The sequence below is a fragment of the Paracraurococcus ruber genome, assembly GCF_004353985.1.
Taxonomy (GTDB): Bacteria; Pseudomonadota; Alphaproteobacteria; order Acetobacterales; family Acetobacteraceae; genus Paracraurococcus; species Paracraurococcus ruber.
In genome coordinates this window covers 1-1,125 of sequence record NZ_SMOA01000591.1, presented here as the reverse complement: position 1 = coordinate 1,125, position 1,125 = coordinate 1, and the positions used below count along the sequence as shown (strand labels likewise).

The window sequence follows — 1,125 nt, the reverse complement described above, 5'->3', positions numbered from 1 at the left end:
CGCCCCGGGCCTGCCGGCGGTGGCCGGCGGCCCCGGCGCGGCGCCGGCGCCGGGCGGCCCGGCCTCGACCTGGGTGGACGTGGTCGCCACCTATCGCGGGATGCCGGAATGGCTCGAATTGCAGCGCCGGCTGAAGGCGGCCGGCCCCGTCGCCTCGGTCGATATCCGGGCGCTGGCGGTGGATGCGGCGCGGCTCCGGCTCGGCCTGCGGGCGCCGGCGGAGGTGGCGGCGGGCGACCTCGCCGGCCTCGGCCTCGCGCTCGTCCAGCAGCCCGGGCCGCGGCCCGGCGAAGCCTGGCGCCTGGGCCTTGCCGGCACCTTCTGACCCGGGCGGGACCGGCGGGGACGGCGAGGGCCCGGCGGCGACGATTTCCGACGCGCTGCTGACCCTGCCGAACCTGATCACCCTGGCGCGGCTCTGCGCCGTGCCGGGGACGGTCTGGCTGATCCTGCAGCACCGGCTCGACCTCGCCTTCCTGCTGTTCGTCGGCGCCGGGATCTCGGACGGGCTGGATGGCTGGCTGGCGCGGGTGCGCAACGCCCGCAGCGCGCTCGGCGCCCTGCTCGACCCGGTGGCGGACAAGGCGCTTCTCGTCTCGACCTATGTTACGCTGGCGGCCATCGGCGTGCTGCCGGACTGGCTGGCCATCCTCGTGGTGTTCCGGGACATGGTGATCGTGGGCGGGGTGCTCGTGCTCTGGGTGCTCGGGCAGCCGCCGGCGATCAAGCCCCTGGTCATCTCGAAGCTGAACACCGCCTTGCAGATCGCGCTGGCCGCCCTGGCCCTGCTGCTGGAGGGATTCGACCTGGCCGCCGACGGCATCCTCACCCTCGCCATCTGGGCGGTGGCGGCGACCACGCTGGTCTCCGGCGGGCTCTATGTGGCGGCGGCGCTGCGCCGGCCCTGGGCAGGCCCATGAGCGGCGGGACCATGCGTGCCGGGACCGTCGCTGCCCGGGCCGTCCTTGCCGGGACCGTTGTTGCCGGGACCGGGCGCCTCGGGGCCGTGCGGGGTGCCACCCCGCGGGCGGGCGCGTGAGCCTGCTGCCGGCCGACCGACCGCCGCTGCCCGCCGCGCCGCCCCCGCCGGGCGGCCCGCACCGGGCAGAGGCGGCGCCGGCACCA

General features: G+C 77.2%; 2 protein-coding genes. Both read left to right on the top strand.

Going from position 1 to position 1,125, the window contains the following annotated elements; translation table 11 throughout:
* On the top strand, positions 1–325 hold a 325-nt coding region (locus E2C05_RS35030; RefSeq protein ID WP_240046993.1), incomplete at its 5' end, for a hypothetical protein.
* On the top strand, positions 309–920 hold the full coding sequence (locus E2C05_RS31945; RefSeq protein WP_240046992.1) for a CDP-alcohol phosphatidyltransferase family protein: 612 nt from the start codon (positions 309–311) through the stop codon (positions 918–920). The genes E2C05_RS35030 and E2C05_RS31945, both read left to right, overlap by 17 nt.
* Positions 921–1,125 lie beyond the last annotated feature (205 nt).